Annotated in this window: 1 protein-coding gene; it reads left to right on the top strand. The window is 67.3% G+C overall.

All coding sequences use genetic code 11. The features are described 5' to 3' along the window. Positions 1-97 precede the first annotated feature (97 nt). Complete coding sequence (locus DZA62_RS35225; protein WP_116953669.1) at positions 98-1,291, top strand: IS481 family transposase; 1,194 nt, start codon at positions 98-100, stop codon at positions 1,289-1,291. Positions 1,292-1,349 lie beyond the last annotated feature (58 nt).

The raw sequence follows: 1,349 nt of genomic DNA, 5'->3' as shown, positions 1-1,349 counted from the left end.
TGTCCTGGCTCAACACATCGGCGACAGGTGTCTCACGTCATAGGCGACACGTGTCTCAGGTGATCGGCGACAGCGCTGGTGGGCTGGATGCTCGGCCATGTCGAAGGCTCGTCTGGTCATCACGGCCTTGTTCGTCGAGGGTCAGAAGCCCGCCGAGGTCGCCCGGCGCTACGGGGTGCACCGGGCCTGGGTCTACAAGCTGAAGAAGCGCTACGAGATCGAGGGCGAGGCCGCCTTCGAGCCCCGGTCCCGACGGCCGGCCAGCTCGCCACGCGCGACCCCGCAGGCCACGATCGACCTGGTCTTAGGTCTGCGTAAGGACCTGGCCGATCAGGGTCTGGACGCCGGCGCGGACACCATCGGCTGGCACCTGACCCACCACCACGCCACGACCCTGTCCAGGGCGACGATCAACCGGATCCTGGTCCGCCATGGCACGGTCACGCCGGATCCGTCGAAGCGGCCGAAGTCGTCCTACATCCGGTTCCAAGCCGATCAGCCGAACGAGTGCTGGCAGTCCGACTTCACCCACTACCGACTGGCCACCGGGGTCGATGTGGAGATCCTGACCTGGCTCGACGACCACTCCCGGATGGCCCTGCACGTGTCCGCCCACACCCGGATCACCGCCCCGATCGTGCTCACCGCATTCCGCGTAACCACAGGCCAGCACGGATACCCGGCCTCCACCCTGACCGACAACGGCATGGTCTACACCACCCGGTTCTCCGGCGGTCGCGGCGGCCGAACCAGCCTCGAACACGAACTACGCCGCTACAACATCGTGCAGAAGAACTCCCGACCCAACCACCCCACCACCTGCGGGAAGGTCGAACGCTTCCAGCAGACGATGAAGAAGTGGCTGCGCGCCCAACCGGTCCAGCCGCAGACCATCTCCGCACTGCAGGCCCTGCTCGACCAGTTCCGCGACACCTACAACCAGCACCGCCCGCACCGGTCCCTGCCACACCGCGCGACCCCCGCCACGGCCTACGCCGCCCGCCCGAAGGCCACCCCCTCCGCCGACCGCTCCGGTGACACCCACGACCGGGTCCGCACCGACCGCATCGACGGCTCCGGCGTCGTCACCCTGCGCGTCAACGGCCACCTGCACCACATCGGCATCGGACGAACCCACGCCCGAACCCACGTCCTGCTCCTGGTCCACGACCTCAACGTCCGCATCATCGACGCCGCGACCGGCGAACTCCTGCGCGAACTCATCATCGACCCCACCCGCGACTACCAGCCGACCGGAGCTCCCAAAGGACCCACCAGACCCCGAAAATGAGAACAACCGAACCCCCAACCGAGGGTTCGACTGTCGCCGATGTCCTGAGACATCACAC

It is taken from the genome of Jiangella endophytica (assembly GCF_003427025.1).
Lineage (GTDB): Bacteria > Actinomycetota > Actinomycetes > Jiangellales > Jiangellaceae > Jiangella > Jiangella endophytica.
Note: the sequence above shows the minus strand (reverse complement) of the source record. Positions and strands in the feature narration are given on the sequence as shown.

Excerpts from the sequence above, each read along its gene's own strand:
- DZA62_RS35225 (WP_116953669.1), top strand. The coding sequence starts at position 98 with ATGTCGAAGGCTCGTCTGGTCATCACGGCCTTGTTCGTCGAGGGTCAG.